The organism is Rhizobium sp. A22-96, from assembly GCF_053521805.1.
Genome location: NZ_JBNWDQ010000005.1, coordinates 114,974 through 133,608, shown reverse-complemented (window position 1 = coordinate 133,608; position 18,635 = coordinate 114,974). Strand labels below are relative to the sequence as shown.

The following is an 18,635-nucleotide window of genomic DNA, read 5'->3' as shown; positions in this document are numbered from 1 at the left end:
CCATTGTTCAACATCATCGCCCCTATGAAAGGGACAGATCCGCATGGGAGGCAGGAGCGTGCAATGACCGCATCGATGACGAAGGCTCTGCTGCGCCTGACGGCTGCGGCAGTCTTGCTTGCCTCCACGACAATGGCAGATAGCAGCTTTGCAGCGGCGCAGCTTTGCTATCGTGGCGTCAATCTCTCCGGCGCGGAATATGGTGAGCGCGACGGCGTGGCCAACGTCAACTACACCTACCCCTCGGAAGAAACCGTGCGCTATTTTGCGGGCAAGGGCATGAACGTCGTGCGGCTGCCCTTCCGCTGGGAGCGGCTGCAGCCGGTGCTCGGCCAACCCTTCAACGGCGACGAACTCCAGAGGCTCAAGGACGCCGTCGCCCTCATTCAGAAGCACGGCATGGTGGTCGTCCTCGACCCTCACAATTACGGCTATTACGACAAGGTCCAACTCAAGCAACCGCCGGCAACCGAGCTCGCCTTCGGCGACTTCTGGGCGCGCCTTGCCGTCGAATTCTCCAATCAAAAGGGCGTCGCCTTCGGCCTCATGAACGAGCCGCACGACATCAAGGCGCCGGACTGGCTGGAACTCGCCAATACCGCCATCCGCAGCATCCGCACCGTCGGCGCGCGCAATCTCATCCTCGTACCCGGCACCAACTGGACTGGCGCGCATAGCTGGTCTGCTGATGTCCTTGGCGGCGGCGCGAATGCGACAGTCATGCTCGGCGTCACGGATCCGCTCGACTTCTACGCCTTCGAATTCCATCAATATCTGGATTCGGACAGCTCCGGCACGCATCCGGTCTGCGATGGCACCGACAATGCCAAAAGAGGCTTGAACGATGTCACGGACTGGCTGCGCAAGAATGGAAAGCGCGGCTTCCTCGGCGAATTCGGGGTCGCCGCCAATGACGGTTGCCTCGACGGCCTTAAACAGGTGCTCGACGTCCTGAACACCAATAGCGATGTCTGGCTCGGCTGGAGTTACTGGGCGGCCGGCGATTGGTGGCCGCTGGAGGAGCCGCTCAATATTCAGCCGCACAATGGCCGCGACAAGCCGCAACTGAAAGTGCTGGTGGAGGGATTGAGCAAGAAGGCAACCCTCGCGCCGTCATGTGCGCTGATCAAACCGAAGTAAGGGACGCTGGCTCGACTCTTTGCCGCGAATCATCGGCCTGATATGCTGGCCAAGGCCAGAGATCCCACGACCTCGGATAGTTCATGCAAAGTTCAGGCGAAAAGCAGCCCATCAATTTCGTCATTCTTGCCGTTTCGCTGCTCGCGGTCCTGTACAATAGCATCCTCGCCTTCATCAATCACAACATCACGCCATTGACGCCAAACGCCGTCGTGATGAGCGAAATCGTGCTCCAGGCGGTCAGTTTCACCTATATTCTGACGAAGGGGATCTACGAGGAGGATATCGCGCCGCTCCTCTATCTCGTGCTGACGATCATACTCACGGTCTTCGTCATCGCCATCAACAAGCAGGCCTATATCGATCACCTTCGCAACGTGATGATCATCTTCTCGTTTTCCATCATGGGCAGGCTTTGCAACGAGCGCACGCTCAAGCTGGCTTTCAAGATCGCCTGCTTCGCCGTGCTGGCGGTGCTCATCTGCGAGATCGTGTCGGTGAAGGAATATGTGGCGCTGTTTCATCCGGCCGAATATTTTCAGAATACGCGCGGCGTGCCGCCGGCCACCTACAGCGATATCGGCCTCTTCCGCGGCGCATTGGGCTTCGAGGGCCGGTTCTCCTTTGGCCTGATAGACCACCGCTCATCTTCCGTTTTCCTGGAACAGGTCTCGCTTGCCAATTTCTGCGGCGTGATGGTCCTTTATCTCATCAGCTTTTCCGGCCGGCTGCGGCTGCTCGACAGGCTGCTGTTTCTGTCGACCGTCGTGCTGATCCTGCTGACAAACGACACGCGCACGATGCTGATCTTCAGCCTCATCTGCGTCGCCGGTTATTTCATCTATCCCTGGCTCCCGAAGATACTCGACCTCCTGACGATGCCCGTGATCATCGTCGTCGGCTTCGTCATCCATTCGCTCAAGCCGACGGTTACGGGCGATAATTTCGTGGGGCGCATCAACGGGACGGTAAAGGCCTTCCTTGGCATGGACCTGCAGAGCACCATCGGCCTGCAGCTCGATCAGGTCGGCATATTCTTCGACAGCGGCTATGTGTACATCATATATGGAGCCACCATCTTCGGCCTCATCCTGTTCTGGCTTTACGCCTCGCTCTATCCGGGGGGCGAGACCGTCAATCAGCGGCGCCTCGGCCATGCCCTTTCCCTTTTCCTGTTCCTGAATCTCATGATCGGTTCCACCGCCATCTTCTCGATGAAGACGGCAGGCCTGGTCTGGCTTCTCGTCGGCTTCTTGAAATTCAACGAGGGCACCCAGGCAAAGCAGCCACAAAAGCTCTCGCTGGCGACCAGCAGCTGAGGCGGGGATGCGCCGCCCGAAGGCGCAATGGGAACGGCTTTTTTCCCGCCATCCTGCCTAAATTAGCGTCGAAAGCTGACGGGGCGGAAGGTATTTCCCACCCTTGCGATTTCCTTTAAGTGGGCGGCATCCTCGGCGTAAGAGAGAAGAGACATGAAGAGCTATGTACTGACAGTTGCGTGCAAGTCGACACGCGGGATCGTGGCGGCGATTTCGAACTATCTGGCCGAGCAGGGCTGCAACATCGTCGATTCCAGCCAGTTCGACGATCTCGATACCGGCATGTTCTTCATGCGCGTCTCCTTCATCTCCGAAGAAGGCATCGGCGAGGGGGCGCTGGCCGAGGGCTTCAAGCCGATCGCCACCAAGTTCGACATGGCTTCAGAGTTTCACGATGCCAAGAAGCGCATGAAGGTGCTGCTGATGGTCTCGCGCTTCGGCCATTGCCTCAACGACCTGCTCTATCGCTGGAAGATCGGCGCGCTGCCGATCGACATCGTCGGCGTCATCTCCAACCATTTCGAATATCAGAAGGTCGTGGTCAATCACGACATCCCCTTCCACCATATTCCGGTGACCAAGGCCAACAAGCCGGAGGCGGAAGCCCGGATCATGGATGTTGTCGAGCAGACCGGCACGGAACTGATCGTGCTTGCCCGCTACATGCAGATCCTGTCGGATTCGATGTGCCAGAAGATGTCTGGCCGCATCATCAACATCCACCATTCCTTCCTGCCGTCCTTCAAGGGCGCAAATCCTTACAAGCAGGCCTATGAGCGCGGCGTGAAGCTGATCGGGGCGACGGCGCATTATGTCACCGCCGATCTCGACGAGGGTCCGATCATCGAGCAGGACACGGCGCGCATCACGCATGCGCAGTCGGCCGACGATTACGTCTCGATCGGCCGCGATGTCGAGAGCCAGGTGCTGGCGCGCGCCATCCATGCGCATATCCATCACCGCAATTTCATCAACGGCAACCGCACCGTCGTCTTCCCGGCGAGCCCGGGCTCCTACGCGTCCGAGCGGATGGGCTGAGGCGCGGCCTAACTATTGCCGCCAATTCCCTTTTTCTTTTGCGCCGAAGCACGATTTGATACCGCCGGTATCGAATCGGCCGGGAATAAGGAAAAGACATGTCATTCCATCGCAAGGGAACGCTGCTGCTGGCGGCGTTTCTTATGAGTACGGCGACGGCGCATGCCGCCACTGCGGAACAGGATCCATCGAAGATCGATCTTGCCAAGCTGATCGAATGCACGACCTACGACGTGCCGAGTTACAATAATTTCGGCATGTGGCTGACCGGGCCTGAAAGTGTCACGGCCATGAAGCAGTTCGGCTTGACCGAACTGCCGTCGGAAAACCCCTTCCTGCGCGAATTCCAGCTCGCAGCTCCGGTGAGCGTCTTCGGGCGGCAGACGAGCAGGATTGCCTTCGCCTCCTCCGGACCCTTGGCCGTGCTCGACGAGCCCGATCCGCATCCGCTTGCCAAGACACTCGGAGTGACGGCAGCGGTCGACAAGCCGAACAAGTTCCTCGGTGCAAAAGAAATCCTGTCGAGCAAAGAGCAGCTCGAAAATTCCGATACCGTGCTCCACACACTCATCACCCTCAATGTCTCGACGGATGACAGCCATCCCGGCAAGACGCTGGCCGGTTGCAGCTATTCCATCGAGGTCGAATAGGGGACGATCCCTAGCCGGACATGATCTGCGGCCTATCTTCTTCCTAAATGCTCGACGACCCTATCTGTTTTGGGTGATTTTCTTTAGGATGGAATGGTTTAGTGTCGACGCAAATCAACCATCCGGGGGATGCCATGGCCGACGCCACGCTCGCAAATCGTATGCAATTGCCAAGACCGGACATCACGCCGGAAGAGGCAGCCGAAATCTTGCAGACGCATTACGGCCTGAGCGGGGCATTGAGCGAACTCGGCAGCCAGCAGGATCGCAACTACCGTATCGACGCCGGCGACAAGGCCTATGTGCTGAAGATATGCCGGGCCGAATACGAAGAGGTCGAGCTGGAGGCGCAGAATGCGGCCATCCGCCATCTCCATGCCAAGCCGGATGCGCCGCGCGTGCCCGATATCGTGCCATCTCAGGATGGCCGTGACATTCTCGCCATTACCGTGCGCGAACAGGATTACCTCGTCCGGCTGCTCGGATTCCTTCCCGGGCAGACGCTGACGCAGCGCAAGCATCTGCCGGATGCTTCGACGGCCGGACTCGGCGCGCTTTCCGCCCGGCTCGCACGCGATCTTGCCGATTTCGACCATCCCGGCCTGCACCGAAATCTGCAATGGGACCTGCGCCGCGCCGGACCGGTGGCCGTGCAGCTTTTGTCGGCGATAACGGATCACGAGGCGCGCGACCGCATCGCCAAGGCAATGGTGGCCGCGGTCAAACGTATCCAGCCGCTGGCAACAGCGCTGCGCGTGCAGCCCGTGCATCACGACGTTACCGACGACAACGTCGTCAGCCACCCTGACGCCCACGGGCAGCCGGTGCCGGATGGGGTGATCGATTTCGGCGACATCATTCAGGGTTGGCTGGTGGGCGATCTCGCAGTCACCTGCGCTTCGCTGCTGCATCACGCCGACGGCAACCCGTTCCATATCCTTCCGGCCATCAGGGCATATCACGCGATCTATCCGCTGGAGGAGGCGGAGGCGAAGGCGCTGTGGCCGCTGATCGTCGCGCGCGCGGTCATCCTGGCCGCCAGCACCGAACAGCAGCTCGCCATCGATCCGGATAATGAGTATGTGCGCGGCAATCTCGATTTCGAGCGCGAGATCTTCGTTGTCGCAACCGAAGCGCAGCCGGATGTGATGGAAGCCGCGATCCTGCGCGCAATCGGCTTCGACGTCGCCCCGATCTCGACGGACGGCTGGTCGGCTCTGCTGCCTGATATCGATGCGCAGGAGATCGTCGCCGTCGACCTTTCCGTCACCAGTGCCGATTTTGTCGATGGCAACTGGCAAAAGCCTGACATGGACTGGCGGCTGCTGGCACAGGCGGCCATAGCCTCCGGCGCGGCGGCAACCCGCTACGGCGAATTCCGCCTGTCGCTGGCCACGCCGCTCAGCATGGCGCAACCACAGAATTTCGCCTTGCACAGCGACGTTTGCCTGCCAGCCGGCGCGACCGTCGCGGCCCCCTTCCCGGGCCTTTTCCAACGTCAAGGACAACATCTCGTCCTTGCCGGCGAAGAGGTGAGCCTGCATCTCGACGGCATTGAAACCGACCTCGAGGACGGCGCGACCATCGAGCAGGGCGCGACGCTTGGCACGATCGGCAGCGAAGGATCGGCCATTGGCGGATTGCGCGTGCAGCTTTGCCGTGTGCCGACACTGGAACCGCCGCTCTTTGCGACAGCGGACCAGGCGGAGGGTTGGTCGGCCATTTGCCCCTCGCCTGCCGCCCTCCTCAATGCAGCCTGCGAAGCGCCGAGGCCGGATGCCGCTTCACTGCTTTCCCTGCGCAACGCCCGTTTCGCCAAGCCGCAGAAGCATTATTACGAATTCCCGCCGCAGATCGAACGCGGCTGGCGCGAATTCCTGTTCGACACGCAGGGCCGTTGCTACCTCGACATGGTCAACAACGTCACGACGCTCGGCCACGCCCATCCGCGCCTGACGGCTGCCGTCGCCCGCCAATGGTCGCTGCTCAATACCAACTCCCGCTTCCATTATGCCGCCGTCGCGGAATTTTCCGAGCGGCTGGCGATGCTGGCGCCGGAAGGGCTCGACAGCGTCTTCCTCGTCAACAGCGGCTCGGAGGCCAATGATCTCGCCATCCGTCTTGCCTGGGCGCATACCGGCAAGAAGAACATGCTTTGCCTGCTGGAGGCCTATCACGGCTGGACCGTCGCAAGCGATGCCGTCTCGACCTCGATTGCCGACAACCCGCAGGCGCTGACGACGCGGCCCGACTGGGTGCATCCCGTCATTTCGCCCAATACCTATCGCGGCGCGTTTCGCGGCCCCGATACGGCCTCGGATTATCTTGTCGATGTCGCCGAGAAATTGCAGGCCATCGACGAAAAGGGCGAAGGCCTTGCCGGCTTTATTGCGGAGCCGGTCTACGGCAATGCCGGCGGCATCGCCCTGCCCCATGGCTATCTGGCTGGCGCTTACGAAGCCGTCAGGCAGCGCGGCGGCCTCTGCATCGCCGACGAGGTGCAGGTGGGCTATGGCCGGCTCGGCGAGCACTTCTGGGGCTTCGAGACGCAGGGTGTCGTGCCTGATATCATCACCATCGCCAAGGGCATGGGCAACGGCCATCCGCTCGGCGCCGTCATCACCCGCCGCGAAATCGCCGAATCGTTGGAAAGGGAGGGCTATTTCTTCTCCTCCTCCGGCGGCAGCCCGGTGAGCTGCATTGTCGGCCTTACCGTTCTCGACATTCTCAAGGACGAAAATCTGCAGGAAAACGCCCGCGTCGTCGGCGACCGGCTGAAAGCCGGGCTGATCGCGCTGATGGATCGCTTCCCGCTGATTGGCGCCGTGCACGGCACCGGTCTTTACCTCGGCGTGGAGTTCATTCGCGACCGGGAAGCGCTGACGCCTGCCACCGAAGAAACGGCTGCGATCTGCGAGCGCCTGCTCGATCTTGGGGTCATCATGCAGCCGACCGGCGATCACCTGAATGTGTTGAAGATCAAGCCGCCGCTCTGCCTTTCGGCCGATAGTGCGGACTTCTTCGTGAAAGCCCTGGAAAAGGTGCTCGAAGACGGATTTTGATCGGCCAGATGAGGCCGTTAACCATTGGGGTAATTTAGCGGCGAGTGAATTTTAATGCCGCCGGGGGATTGTCGAATCTCCCGGCAATTCCTATTTGCTTGTCGGTGATCGGTAAGCCGTTCCGGCAGAGGAAGATGGCATGGATATAAGTGCCTCCTTCCTTGCAATTAGCCAGATACGGAATTTTATTTTACCGATCGTCGACATTTTGACATCTTTAGGAATATGTTTCCGGAGATAAAATTGTTATTGTCTACTAATATAATAGACAATGACGCACTCGTTCACCGGCTCCTTTTCGGAGCTTAACAAGTACAACACCAACCAGGGACGTGACATGCAGAATTTTAAGATCATCGCTTCGACCCTTGGCTGGTCCGTGCTTGGCCATGACCGCTCGGGCGCGCTCTCCAGCCCGCGCTGTCGAATGTGACGTTCGTCCCCTAATCGGATTCAAACAGTCAATTCGCCATATCTGCACCGATAGCGGTGCGGAGGGAGTCTATTTATGAAGAAGCAAGTTATCGAATACGCCGGCGTTCCCGTCGGCATCGTCGTTCCCGATCAGGATCGGCTCAAGTTCATCGCTGTAAAATATCACGTCCACGATCTGGACGAGCAGCATTTCAGAAACGCAGACGAAGTGAGACTCGCAATCCGCGATCTCCTCTCTCGCCAACAGGCTAAGCCGATCCACGTTTGATGGATCGGCTTAGCCGCCGCTTTTGCATTCCAATCACTGCATTCCAATCAGCCGCCCTCGCCCTTCGAGGGTCGCTATGCTCCCACCTCAGGGTGAGGGCTGATCTTTCCGCTTCAATCCGCCGGGCTTATCCTGCCGGCGTTTCCAAGATCGGATTTTGGTTGTAGCTCGACCTAATGGTCGCTCCGCCCTCATGGTGAGGTGGCCCGAAGGGCCCTCGAACCACGAGGGTCGGCCCCAACCAACCCCATACCCACCTTGTCTTTTCCCCCTCTTTGCGGTCCTATCGCCATGGCAACCCCGCGCTGCCACGGCGATAGGATTTTTCATTGGCTGACCTTCTCAATCTCCTGACCGATATCGAAGGCGTCGCTGTCGGTCATTCCACCGACCTCGCGCTCGGTTCCGGCGTCACCGCCATTATCTTCGACGAGCCGGCGGTCGCCTCCTGCACCGTGCTCGGTGGCGCGCCGGGCGGGCGCGACACAGCCCTGCTCGATCCGGCAATGACCGTCGGCACGGTTGATGGCCTTGTTCTCTCCGGCGGCTCCGCCTACGGGCTCGATGCAGCCGGCGGTGTGCAGGCGGGCCTTCGGGATATCGGCAGAGGATTGCAGGTCGGTAACGCGCTGGTGCCGATCGTACCGCAGGCGATCCTCTTCGATCTCATCAATGGCGGCAACAAGGACTGGGGCCTGCATTCGCCCTATCGCGACATGGGCTATGCGGCCTTCAAGGCGGCCACCAAAGGGCCGTTTGCGCTCGGCACCGTCGGCGCCGGCACGGGCGCCACTACCGCAACGGTCAAGGGCGGCCTCGGTTCGGCCAGCGCCGTCAGCAGCAAGGGATACCGGATCGCCGCCATCGTCGCCGTCAATGCGCTCGGCTCGGCCACCATCGGCGACAGCCAGCATTTCTGGGCAGCACCCTTCGAGGAGAGCGGCGAATTCGGTGGGCTCGGCATGCCAAAAGCCATCGATACGCGCCTGCGGCTGAAGGGCACCAATATCACCGCCACCACCATCGGCGCCGTCGTCACCGACGCGCAGCTGAGCAAGGCGGAGGCGCACCGCCTCTCCATCTGCGCCCATGACGGATTTGCCCGCGCCCTGCTGCCAACGCATCTGCCGCTCGACGGCGATACAATCTTCGCCGCATCCACCGGCAAGCACGCCCGCGACGACATGCCCGGCTTCATGGAGCTTTGCCACCTCGCCACGATCGTCATGGCGCGCGCGATTGCGCGCGGTGTCTATGAAGCGACGGCGCTGCCGATCGAGGGCACGCAGCCGGCATGGCGGGACCGCTTCACCAAGCCTGTCCCCTAACCGGAGATTTCGCGCATGCAGCTCCGGGCGCTGATCTATTTCGATGAGCTGGTGCGCACCAATTCGATGCGCCAGGCCGCCGAAAACCTGAATGTGGCGCCAACGGCCATCAGCCGGCAGATCGAGAATCTCGAACACCACTTCGGTACGCAGCTCGTCGAACGCAGCGCCCGCGGCGTCAAGCTGACGGCGGCCGGCGAACTTCTGGCCGCCCGCGCCGGCCGGACGCTGCGCGAATTGGAGCATGTGCATCAGCTGATCGAGGACCTGAAGGGCCTGCAGCGTGGCCGCGTCAGCATCTATACCAATGGTGCTGCCGTCGCCAATATCCTGGCGCCGGCGCTTGCCGAATTCAGCCTGCGCTATCCAAGGCTTCGCTTCGAGGTGACCATCACCAGCGCCCGCGGCGCCATCGAAGCGGTCAACAGTGCCGAGGCAGATATGGCGGTGACGCTGTTTGCGCCGCCGCTTTCGGGAACCAAGGTGCGGCTGCGCGCCGAACTGATCTACGACGTGATCGTTGCGGCCTCCCATCCGCTCGCGGACGGCAAGGAGGTCGCGCTCGCCGAAATCGCCATGCACGCGCTTGCTGTTCCCGACCGTTCCTTCGGTGCGAGGCAGGCCTTCGACGCGCTATTCGCGCGTGAGGGATTGACGCTCGATCCGGTGTTCGAGACCGGCTCGCTGGAAATGCAGAAGGAGCTGGTGCTGCGCGGCGCGGCAATCACCATGCTGCCGGCGCTGACGGTGCAGCGGGAGATCGCGGCAGGCCAGCTTGTCGCGTTGCCGGTCGCTGATGGCAAGGGGGTTAAAACGCCGATCGACCTCTGCGTCGCGCCCGATCGCCAGCTATCCTTTGCGGCGGGCAAACTGCTTGATTTCATCGAGCGCTTCATGCGCCAGCAACTCACCGCCAAGGGGAAGCAAGGTTGATCGAACCCTCATAATTAAGGAAATCCGGTGTAGCGATATCGGCTACACCGAGCACACATTTTCGGAATTGTGTGTGCGCTTGCGAGATGACACTATCCTGGAAAAGACCGCGGGCCGGAGGGAAGCCGGACTAGCGGGCAAAAGCAAGGGAACTGAAATGACCACGTTTTTACGCCCGAGCCTCGGCGATTTCGCGCGCCGCCTCGCCTATGGCACCGCATTTTCCGTCGGGCTGCTGATGCTTGGCCTGACACCTGCCGAAGCTGCCAAGACCACGCTCAATCTCGGCATGAGCGTTGAGCCGACCGGGCTTGATCCGACGATCGCCGCGCCCGTCGCAATTGGGCAGGTCACCTGGCAGAATATCTTCGAGGGGCTGGTTGCTATCGACGAAAGCGGCAAGATCGTGCCGCAGCTCGCAAAGAGCTGGGAGATCTCGCCCGATGGGCTGACCTATACATTCAAGCTGCAGACCGGCGTCAAATTCCATGATGGCGAGGCCTTCGATTCGGCGGCGGCGAAATTCGCGCTCGATCGCGCCCGCGGCAAGGATTCCGTCAACCCGCAGAAGCGCTTCTTCGCGACCATCGCCTCGATCGATACGCCGGATTCCGAAACGCTGGTGCTGCATCTTTCCTCGCCGACTGGCAGCCTGCTCTACTGGCTCGGTTGGCCTTCCTCTGTCATGGTCGGGCCGAAATCCTCCGCCAACGACAAGACGACACCCATCGGCACCGGCCCGTTCAAGTTCTCAGCCTGGGCGAAGGGCGATCATGTCGACCTCGCCAAGAACCCCGATTACTGGAACAAGTCCGTCGACGTGAAGCTCGAGAAGGTCACCTTCCGCTTCATTTCCGACCCGCAGGCGGAGGCGGCGGCGCTAAAGGCCGGTGATCTCGATGCGTTTCCGGAGTTCGCCGCGCCCGAGCTGATGAGCTCCTTCGACGGCGATGCCAGGCTAATGACCAAGGTCGGCAATACCGAGCTCAAGGTCGTGGCCGGCATGAACAACACGCGCAAGCCCTTCGACGACAAGCGCGTTCGCCAAGCGTTGATGATGGCGCTCGATCGCAAGACCATCATCGAAGGCGCCTGGTCGGGCTTCGGCACGGCGATCGGCAGCCACTACACGCCGAACGACCCCGGCTACAAGGACCTGACCGGCACGCTGCCCTATGATGCCGCCAAGGCCAAGGCGCTGCTTGCCGAAGCCGGCTATCCAAATGGCTTTACCTTCACCATCAAGACGCCGCAGATGGCCTATGCGCCGCGCAGCGCCCAGGTGATGCAGGCGATGTTTGCCGATATCGGTGTGACGATGAATATCGAGCCGACAGAATTTCCGGCTAAATGGGTGCAGGACGTCTTCAGCGGCCGCAACTACGACATGACCATCGTTGCCCATGCCGAACCGCTGGATATCGATATCTATTCGCGCGATCCCTATTACTTCAATTACAAGAACCCGGCCTTCAACGAGTTGATGAAGAAGATACAGCTCACCGCCGATCCGGCCGAGCAGAACAAGCTTTACGGTGAGGCACAGACCATTCTTGCGGAGGATGTGCCTGCGCTCTTCCTCTTCGTCATGCCGAAGCTCGGCGTCTGGAACAAGAAGCTGAAAGGTCTCTGGGAAAACGAGCCCATCCCCTCGAACGTGCTGACCAACGTATCCTGGGAAGATTGACCGCTTTCGCCTGCAGGGCGGCCGGGCGGAGAGTTTCGCCCGCTGCCAACCATTTCGATGCCACCCATTTCGATGCTGGGGCATGATCGGCCATGGATATGCTATGATCGCACTCCTCATCCGTCGTATTTTCGGGCTTGCCCTGACGCTGATCGCCGTTTCGCTGCTGGTCTTCGTGGTCATGGCGCTGCTGCCGGGCGATCCCGCCGCCATCACGCTGGGTACGTCGGCGACGCCGGAAACGCTTGCGGTGCTAAGGCACGACATGGGCCTCGATCAGCCACTGATCGTCCGCTACGGCCAATGGCTTGCCGGCACTCTAACAGGCGATCTCGGCAAGTCCTATACCTATGGCGTCCCCGTCGCGGGCCTGATTGCCGAGCGGCTCGCTGTCACCCTGCCGCTCGCAGCCCTCGCAGTCATACTTTCGGTCCTTATCGCCGTTCCCCTTGGCGTTGCCGCAGCCGCCAGGCGTGGCGGCGTCTTCGATATCATCGCCACGCTGTTTTCGCAGATGGGCATTGCAGTGCCCGGCTTCTGGGTCGGGTTGCTGCTGGTGCTGCTGTTTGCGACCTCGCTCGGCTGGATGCCGGCCGGCGGCTTTCCCGGCTGGGGCAATGGGCTCTGGCCGGCGATGAAATCGCTGGTATTGCCAGCCGTCGCCCTTGCGCTACCACAGGCGGCGGTGCTGACCCGGGTCACGCGCTCGGCCGTGCTCGACACGCTGCATGAGGATTTTGCCCGCACGGCGCTTGCCAAGGGTCTCTCTCGAAGCCAAGTGCTCTGGGGGCATGTGGTGCCGAATGCTTTGGTGCCGGTGCTGACCATTCTCGGCCTTCAATTCACCTTTCTGGTCGCCGGCGCGGTGCTGATCGAAAACGTCTTCACCCTGCCCGGCCTCGGCCGTCTCGCCTATCAGGCGCTCAGCCAGCGCGACATCATCGTGCTGCAGGATGTCGTGCTGTTCTTTGCCGGCCTTGTCATCGTCGTGAACTTTCTGGTGGATCTCTCCTATCTCGTCATCGATCCCCGGCTTCGGGCTGGAGGCGCGCGATGAGCATCACCGAAAGCGCCGCCGCCCGCCCCTCCCGCTTTCGTGGGTTTCGCCGTGCCAATCTGATCGTCGGGGCAATCATCATCCTCGCCCTTGTCGGCATCGCCACTCTCTCGCTGTTCTGGACGCCGGTGCCGCCGGCCAAGATGCAGATCCTTCACAAGCTGCAGCCGCCTTTCGGCTTCGGGCTTCTCGGCACGGATCAACTCGGCCACGATGTGCTGTCGATGCTGATGGTCGGCTGCTGGAATTCGCTGTCGATCTCGGTCCTGGCGGTCGCGATTGGCGGTACGCTCGGAACGATCGTCGGCGTTACGGCGGCGGCGCAGCGCGGCGTTTTCGAAGCACTTGTCATGCGTGCCTGCGATGTGGTCTTCGCACTGCCGCCCATCCTCTCGGCCATGATCCTCGGGGCCTTTCTCGGAACGGGGCGGATGACCGCAATTCTGGCGATCGCCGTTTTCATGGTGCCCGTGTTCGCCCGCGTCTCCCTCGGCTCAGCGCTGCAGGCCTGGAGCCGCGACTATGTGCTGGCGGCGCGCGCCATCGGCAATACGCAGCTTTCCATCACGATGCGCCATGTGCTGCCGAACATCATCAGCGGCATCATCGTGCAGGCGACGATCCAGCTTGGCCTGGCGATCCTGACGGAAGCCGGGCTCGCCTTCCTGGGCCTTAGCGTGCCGCCGCCGGAGCCGACCTGGGGGCGGATGCTCGCCGATGCCCAGACCTATTTCCATGCCGCGCCGTGGCTCGCCCTCCTCCCGGGTCTTGCCATTGCGCTCTCCGTCCTCGGCTTCAACCTGCTCGGCGACGGCCTGCGTGACCTTCTCGACCCCCGCGAGACGGCGCGCTGATCAAGATATGAAGAGTATGAACCATGACCGAACCGACCGATCTTTCCATCCGAGACCTCAAGCGCAAATTCTCCAACAAGAGCCTGTCGCCCAGCGAATACTGGCTGGCACTCGAACAGCATATCGATGCATGGGAGCCGACCATATCGGCCCTCTATGCCTATGATCCCGAGGATGCCCGCAAGCAGGCGGCCGCTTCGACCGAGCGCTGGGCAAAGGGCGCACCGCTTGGCGCCCTGGATGGGATTCCTGTTACCTTGAAGGAGCTGATCGCCACCAAGGGCCAGCCGGTGCCACTCGGCACGGCTGCCGTCGAGCTCGTGCCCGCAACCGAGGATGCGCCGATCGCCGCGCGCATGCGGGAGGATGGCGCGGTGATCTTTGCCAAGACAACCTGCCCCGACTACGGCATGCTATCGTCAGGACTTTCGAGCTTTCACAAGCTCAGCCGCAATCCATGGGACCCAAGTCAAAATCCGGGCGGCTCCAGCGCCGGCGCGTCGGCGGCGGCCGCCGCCGGTTATGGACCTCTACATATCGGCACAGATATCGGCGGCTCGGTGCGCTTGCCCGCCGGCTGGACAGGCATTTTCGGCTTCAAGCCGAGCCATGGCCGCATCCCGGTCGATCCCTATTATGTCGGGCGTTGCGCCGGGCCAATGACACGCACGGTCGAGGATGCCGCCTTCTCCATGGCGACACTGTCGCGACCCGACTGGCGCGACGGCACCAGCCTGCCGCCTGATAACATCGACTGGATGGATCTCGACATCGACGTGCGTGGCATGAAGATCGGCCTGATGCTGGATGCCGGCTGCGGCCTGCCCGTTGATGACGACGTGCGCGATGCGGTGATTGCTGCCGCCAGACGCTTCGAGGAAGTGGGTGCCATTATCATCGATGTCGCGCCGGTGCTGACGCGGCAGATGCTTGATGGCCTCGATGTCTTCTGGCGCGCGCGCTTCTGGGGCGACATCGTCGGTCTCAGTGAAGAACGCCGTAATGCGATCCTCCCCTACATCCATACATGGGCGAAGAGCGGCGCCGATGTCAGCGGTGTCGAGGCCGTGCGCGGCTTCAACCAGACGATCGAGATGCGCAAGAGCTGCGGCAGGCTCTTCACCCAGGTGGATGCAGTACTTTCGCCGACCAACCCGATCGTTTCCTATCCGGCCGAATGGGCCTCGCCCACCAACGACCCCGCCTTGCCCTTCGAGCACATCGCCTTCACCGTTCCCTGGAACATGTCGGAGCAGCCGGCCTCTTCGATCAATTGCGGCTTCTCTCGTTCCGGCATGCCGATCGGCCTGCAGATCGTCGGCCCGCGCTTCGGCGACATGCTCGTGCTTCGTCTGTCCAAGGCCTATGAGGACTGGACCGGCGGCGTTACCAACTGGCCGAAGAAGCCGGGATAGGCGCGACAGACGGAAAGCCGGCTAATCCTGCATGAGCGGCAGGGAAAGGCCGATCTTCACACGATCCATCGAGACCAACGATTTGAACTTCGTGACATTCGGATTGTCGTGGAAAAGACGGCGGCAGAGCGCCTGATAGTCTGACATGCTGGCCACCATCACGATCAGAACGAAATCCGCCTCGCCGGTCACCTGATAACATTGCTGCACTTCCGGTGCATCGAGGAAGCTGCGTTTTATCGCGTTTATAAGATCATAGCGCTCGTCGGCAATCTGCACTTCTACGATGATGGTGATCGGCAATGCCACGGCTACCGGATCAACGACCGCGATATTCGCCTGAATGACACCATCAGCCTGCATGCGCTTGATGCGGCGCTGCACGGCCGGCGCCGACAGGTTGATCTGCTCACCAATCGTGCGCTGCGGAACGGTATTGTCCCTTTGCAGAATATCGAGAATCGCCAGATCGAAATCATCAAGATCGGCGGATTTGCGCATTTCAAAACATCCTTACCGCAAAGAGGAAACAAAATTGCAAGAAAGCTGGCAAAATGGAGCCAAATCCTCTTCGCGTATGTACTAGGTTTGCGCCACAAATCACCTGACTTGCAAAGGCAACAGAATGTCACGGCCAGACGCCAATTACGATACGCGCACTCCAGATCTTGGCGAAAGGCCGGATGCAAACCACCTTGCCGCCGGTAAGGCGGCGCCTCACGACTCGAAAGGCTTTGCTCTCGGGCTGGTGGCGATGCTGCTTGCGGCGCTGGCGATGAGCATTTCTCCAAGCCTGGTGCGCCTTGCCGATGTCGGGCCTTTCGCCAGCGCATTCTGGCGCGTCTTCTTGGCCCTGCCGATCCTCTGGATCTGGATGCGCTATGCCGAGACTTCGGAGGTTGATGCGCCCCGCGCCAGCTTCACAATGGCCACCATCCTTGCCGGCATTGCGTTTACGGGAGATCTGCTTTTCTGGCATCTCGCCATCCTGAAGACCACCATCGCCAACGCGACCTTCTTTGCAACCATGGCGCCGCTCTGGGTCGTCATCTTCGGCTGGCTGCTGCTGCGGCAAAGGGTCAGCAAAGCCACACTCGTCGGGCTTCTCGTTTGCCTGGCCGGCGGCACGGCGCTTGTCGTGCAGAGCCTTGCGTTCAATCCGAGCCGCGCAGTCGGCGATAGCCTGGCCATCGTTACCGGCGCCTTCTTCGGACTTTATTTCCTGGCGGTCGGCGCGGCGCGAGGCAAGACGAATGCCGCCCGTGTGACCTTCGAGCTCAGCATCATCACCTCGGCGATCCTGTTTCTGGTCGCCATCTTCTTCGAGCAGCGGATCTTGCCGCAGTCGGTATCTGGATGGTGTGTTCTGCTGGCGCTTGGCCTTATCAGCCATGCCGGCGGTCAAGGCATGCTGTCGATAGCACTCGGGCGCCTGCCGACCGTCTTCTCGTCACTCGTCATTTTCCTGGAAACGATCGCTGCAGCACTTTTCGCCTGGATGCTGTTCGGTGAAAACGTCACGCTGATACAGGCGCTCGGCGGGATCGTCATCGTCGCAGGCATCTGGATTGCCCGGCCGCGCACACCGTAGAGCTTCGCAAGATGAATTGGTGCCGCAGTATTACAACGTTGCGGCGCCCTTCTGCTCGATGTCGGCATCAAGATCGTGCAAGGCCTTTTCGATGACACGCAAATCGTCCTGAAGACCATCATCAGCGCTCATCGAACTTTCGCTGCCGGCGCGCTGTATGCCACGCGCCTCACTTTGCAATTCGCGCAACCTGTAGATCTTGCGGCTCTTGCGGATATGGCTGTCTCGCAGGATATCCCTGACTGTCTTTTCCATGGCCGTAACGGGCATGTGTCTTCCTCCTCTCGATAGGACCTATCGATCAGAAGGAATAACGAACGAGCGAAAAGACTGTTCCCAGCGACGATCAGTCGACGAAGCGGCGGTAGCCATTTGGCTGTTCGTAGAGCCAGCCGATGCGCTCGACGGCGGCAGCGAAATTCTCGCGCGCAACGGTCATCGTATGGCCATTGGCATGGATGATGGTCTCCGGGTCTTCCATGATAGCGACATGGCCCTTCCAGAAGACGAAATCGCCGCGCTTCAGCTCCTCGCGGGCGATCGGCTCGCCGAGACCGGCGGCCTGCATATCGGTATCGCGCGGCGCGGTACGGCCGGTCATCGCCAGTGCCAATTGCACCAACCCCGAACAATCGATGCCGAGACCGGAGCGGCCGCCCCAGAGATAGGGCGTCTCGAGAAAGCGCAGGGCGATGTCGACGTAATCGCCGCCGTCATCATGACCGATCGGCTGCACATGCTTGGCGAAGATGGCGGTGCCGTCCTCCAGGACGACGTAATGATTGCCCCGCGCCTCGGCATTGCCGGTGACGCGGATGCGGCTACCCATCGAGAGGATGGCAGCATGCGGCTTGCGCAGTTCCGGCTCGGGATAGAGGAAGGTGCGTTGCGGGATAACGATGTGGGTCGCCGCTGCCGCGCCTTCCTTGACCGCACCCTCGGGAAGATAGCCGACATAGCCGTCAGACAGCGACTTGACCCAGCACCAGCCGTTGCTGCGCTCGAAAACCGTCACCTCCTCGCCCATCAGCAGCTCGGTATCGATACCGGCGGCGAGATCAGGCTTCGGGCGCAGCGCAACAACGGGTATTGCGATCTGCGCCTTGCTGCCTGCGACGAAGCGTTCGGCTTCGACCTTGCCTTTGAGGGAGGCCTCGGCGAGGTCAGGTCTGAAAGCGTTGAGGCGGCGGTCGAGCGTCATGACGAGTTCCCGAATTCATAGTTTACGGCCGTGCTCGATAACGAGATCGCCGAGTTTTTCCAGATAGAGCGCGCCGGTGACGGTACGCTTGATGATGACATTGCGGCGATCGCGATCGTCGCGCACCCGGTCGACCAGCCCCATCTCGCCCATCGTGTCAAGCGCGCGCGTGATGACCGGCTTGGTGACGCCGAGCGTCGCGGCAAGTCCGCGCACCGTATGCGGCGGCGGCACGAGATAGATTTGCAGCAGGATCGCCGTCTGCCGCAGCGTCAAATCATGATCCTCGCGGCGCACCTGAGCGAGCGTCACGCCATGCCAGAGGCCGAGAGCCTGCGAGGCAGAGAGATCTAGCGGCAAGGGCAACCCCGAAATCGTTACGCTACCGTTCCAGTCTCGGCCAAGATCGTGGCGGATTCAAGGGGTGAATTTCCACATTATCCCTAGTTAGACGTGACTGCGCAGTGCGTGGTGAGCGCCCCCCTCTGTCACTTCATGACATCTCCCCCACAAGGGGGGAGATTGCTAGCTCGCGGAAACGCCTTACCTCAAGCAAACATCGAATCCGTTGGGATTGCAGTTTATTGTCTTGCGAGTGACGACCCGCATGCTCCCAACGATCTCCCCCCTTGTGGGGGAGATGTCACGACAGTGACA

At 61.0% G+C, this 18,635-nt stretch carries 17 protein-coding genes; 13 read left to right on the top strand and 4 right to left on the bottom strand.

The genetic code is table 11. The features are described from left to right. The first annotated feature begins 63 nt into the window (after positions 1–63). From ACQZ6F_RS22125 to ACQZ6F_RS22070, 12 genes are all read left to right on the top strand, one after another. Complete coding sequence (locus ACQZ6F_RS22125; protein ID WP_449094125.1) at positions 64–1,140, top strand: glycoside hydrolase family 5 protein; 1,077 nt, start codon at positions 64–66, stop codon at positions 1,138–1,140. 83 nt (positions 1,141–1,223) lie between these two features. Further along, entirely contained in the window at positions 1,224–2,459 is a 1,236-nt protein-coding gene (locus tag ACQZ6F_RS22120) for a hypothetical protein (protein WP_449094124.1), read from the top strand. A gap of 153 nt (positions 2,460–2,612) precedes the next feature. Next, positions 2,613–3,497 carry a formyltetrahydrofolate deformylase gene (gene purU, locus ACQZ6F_RS22115; protein WP_449096338.1) on the top strand — a complete coding sequence of 295 codons (885 nt, stop codon included), beginning with the start codon at positions 2,613–2,615 and terminating at the stop codon, positions 3,495–3,497. Positions 3,498–3,595: 98 nt separating this feature from the next. Beyond that, a complete protein-coding gene (locus tag ACQZ6F_RS22110) occupies positions 3,596–4,147 on the top strand; it encodes a hypothetical protein (protein WP_449095992.1) in 552 nt (183 codons plus the stop codon). 134 nt (positions 4,148–4,281) lie between these two features. After that, the gene (locus ACQZ6F_RS22105; protein ID WP_449096072.1) at positions 4,282–7,209 is read left to right on the top strand and encodes an aminotransferase; all 2,928 of its coding nucleotides are present in this window, start codon (positions 4,282–4,284) and stop codon (positions 7,207–7,209) included. A gap of 508 nt (positions 7,210–7,717) precedes the next feature. After that, positions 7,718–7,912: a hypothetical protein gene (locus ACQZ6F_RS22100; RefSeq protein WP_034489296.1), complete on the top strand. Its 195-nt coding sequence runs from the start codon at positions 7,718–7,720 to the stop codon at positions 7,910–7,912. A gap of 329 nt (positions 7,913–8,241) precedes the next feature. After that, positions 8,242–9,240 (top strand): P1 family peptidase, encoded by a 999-nt coding sequence (locus tag ACQZ6F_RS22095; RefSeq protein ID WP_449095993.1) that lies wholly within the window; start codon positions 8,242–8,244, stop codon positions 9,238–9,240. Positions 9,241–9,255: 15 nt separating this feature from the next. After that, positions 9,256–10,173 carry a LysR family transcriptional regulator gene (locus ACQZ6F_RS22090; RefSeq protein ID WP_449095994.1) on the top strand — a complete coding sequence of 306 codons (918 nt, stop codon included), beginning with the start codon at positions 9,256–9,258 and terminating at the stop codon, positions 10,171–10,173. A gap of 157 nt (positions 10,174–10,330) precedes the next feature. Next, positions 10,331–11,860, top strand: a complete 1,530-nt coding sequence (locus ACQZ6F_RS22085) for an ABC transporter substrate-binding protein (RefSeq protein ID WP_449095995.1) — start codon at positions 10,331–10,333, stop codon at positions 11,858–11,860. 103 nt (positions 11,861–11,963) lie between these two features. Continuing rightward, positions 11,964–12,917 carry an ABC transporter permease gene (locus tag ACQZ6F_RS22080; protein ID WP_449095996.1) on the top strand — a complete coding sequence of 318 codons (954 nt, stop codon included), beginning with the start codon at positions 11,964–11,966 and terminating at the stop codon, positions 12,915–12,917. Next, the gene (locus tag ACQZ6F_RS22075; protein ID WP_449095997.1) at positions 12,914–13,771 is read left to right on the top strand and encodes an ABC transporter permease; all 858 of its coding nucleotides are present in this window, start codon (positions 12,914–12,916) and stop codon (positions 13,769–13,771) included. The genes ACQZ6F_RS22080 and ACQZ6F_RS22075 overlap by 4 nt, the downstream gene beginning before the upstream one ends. A gap of 23 nt (positions 13,772–13,794) precedes the next feature. Beyond that, on the top strand, positions 13,795–15,186 hold the full coding sequence (locus tag ACQZ6F_RS22070; RefSeq protein ID WP_449095998.1) for an amidase: 1,392 nt from the start codon (positions 13,795–13,797) through the stop codon (positions 15,184–15,186). A gap of 21 nt (positions 15,187–15,207) precedes the next feature. Here the strand turns inward: ACQZ6F_RS22070 and ACQZ6F_RS22065 are convergent, their stop codons facing one another. Further along, positions 15,208–15,687, bottom strand: a complete 480-nt coding sequence (locus ACQZ6F_RS22065) for an Lrp/AsnC family transcriptional regulator (RefSeq protein WP_077468394.1) — start codon at positions 15,685–15,687, stop codon at positions 15,208–15,210. Between the two features lie 124 nt (positions 15,688–15,811). On the opposite strand from ACQZ6F_RS22065, the gene ACQZ6F_RS22060 reads away from it, so the two are divergent. Next, complete coding sequence (locus ACQZ6F_RS22060) at positions 15,812–16,777, top strand: DMT family transporter (RefSeq protein WP_449095999.1); 966 nt, start codon at positions 15,812–15,814, stop codon at positions 16,775–16,777. A 30-nt stretch (positions 16,778–16,807) separates the two neighbouring features. On the opposite strand, the gene ACQZ6F_RS22055 is transcribed toward ACQZ6F_RS22060, so the two are convergent. From ACQZ6F_RS22055 to ACQZ6F_RS22045, 3 genes are all read right to left on the bottom strand, one after another. After that, entirely contained in the window at positions 16,808–17,047 is a 240-nt protein-coding gene (locus ACQZ6F_RS22055) for a hypothetical protein (protein ID WP_077468392.1), read from the bottom strand. Between the two features lie 76 nt (positions 17,048–17,123). Continuing rightward, on the bottom strand, positions 17,124–17,978 hold the full coding sequence (locus ACQZ6F_RS22050) for a C40 family peptidase (protein ID WP_449096000.1): 855 nt from the start codon (positions 17,976–17,978) through the stop codon (positions 17,124–17,126). Positions 17,979–17,993: 15 nt separating this feature from the next. Beyond that, a complete protein-coding gene (locus ACQZ6F_RS22045; protein ID WP_047634989.1) occupies positions 17,994–18,338 on the bottom strand; it encodes a MarR family transcriptional regulator in 345 nt (114 codons plus the stop codon). Between the last annotated feature and the right edge of the window lie 297 nt (positions 18,339–18,635).